Below are 221 nucleotides of genomic sequence, written 5' to 3'. Positions count from 1 at the left end.
AGGATGCACATCGAGAACAGGATGGTCTCGCCCCACAGGGCGCCGGAGCCGATGAACATGGTGTAGGGGGCCAGGGCGTACTTCTTGGCGAGCTCCTCAGCGCGCGGCTCGAAGCGCTTGCGGATATCGAGCATGTCCTTCCAGATGTCCTTGGTCTGCTCGATAAACAGATCGAACTTGGGGAAGCAGCCGCGGCGGTTGAGCAGGCGCAGGCCGAAGCA

The 221-nt window shown here is 62.0% G+C and carries 1 pseudogene; it reads right to left on the bottom strand.

Annotated elements, in window-relative coordinates:
• A pseudogene (locus tag DW661_RS10395) lies at positions 1-221 on the bottom strand (SIS domain-containing protein); the annotation flags it as partial.

The sequence above is a fragment of the Collinsella sp. AM24-1 genome, from assembly GCF_003470325.1.
Lineage (GTDB): Bacteria > Actinomycetota > Coriobacteriia > Coriobacteriales > Coriobacteriaceae > Collinsella.
This window is presented reverse-complemented; position numbering and strand designations above follow the sequence as displayed.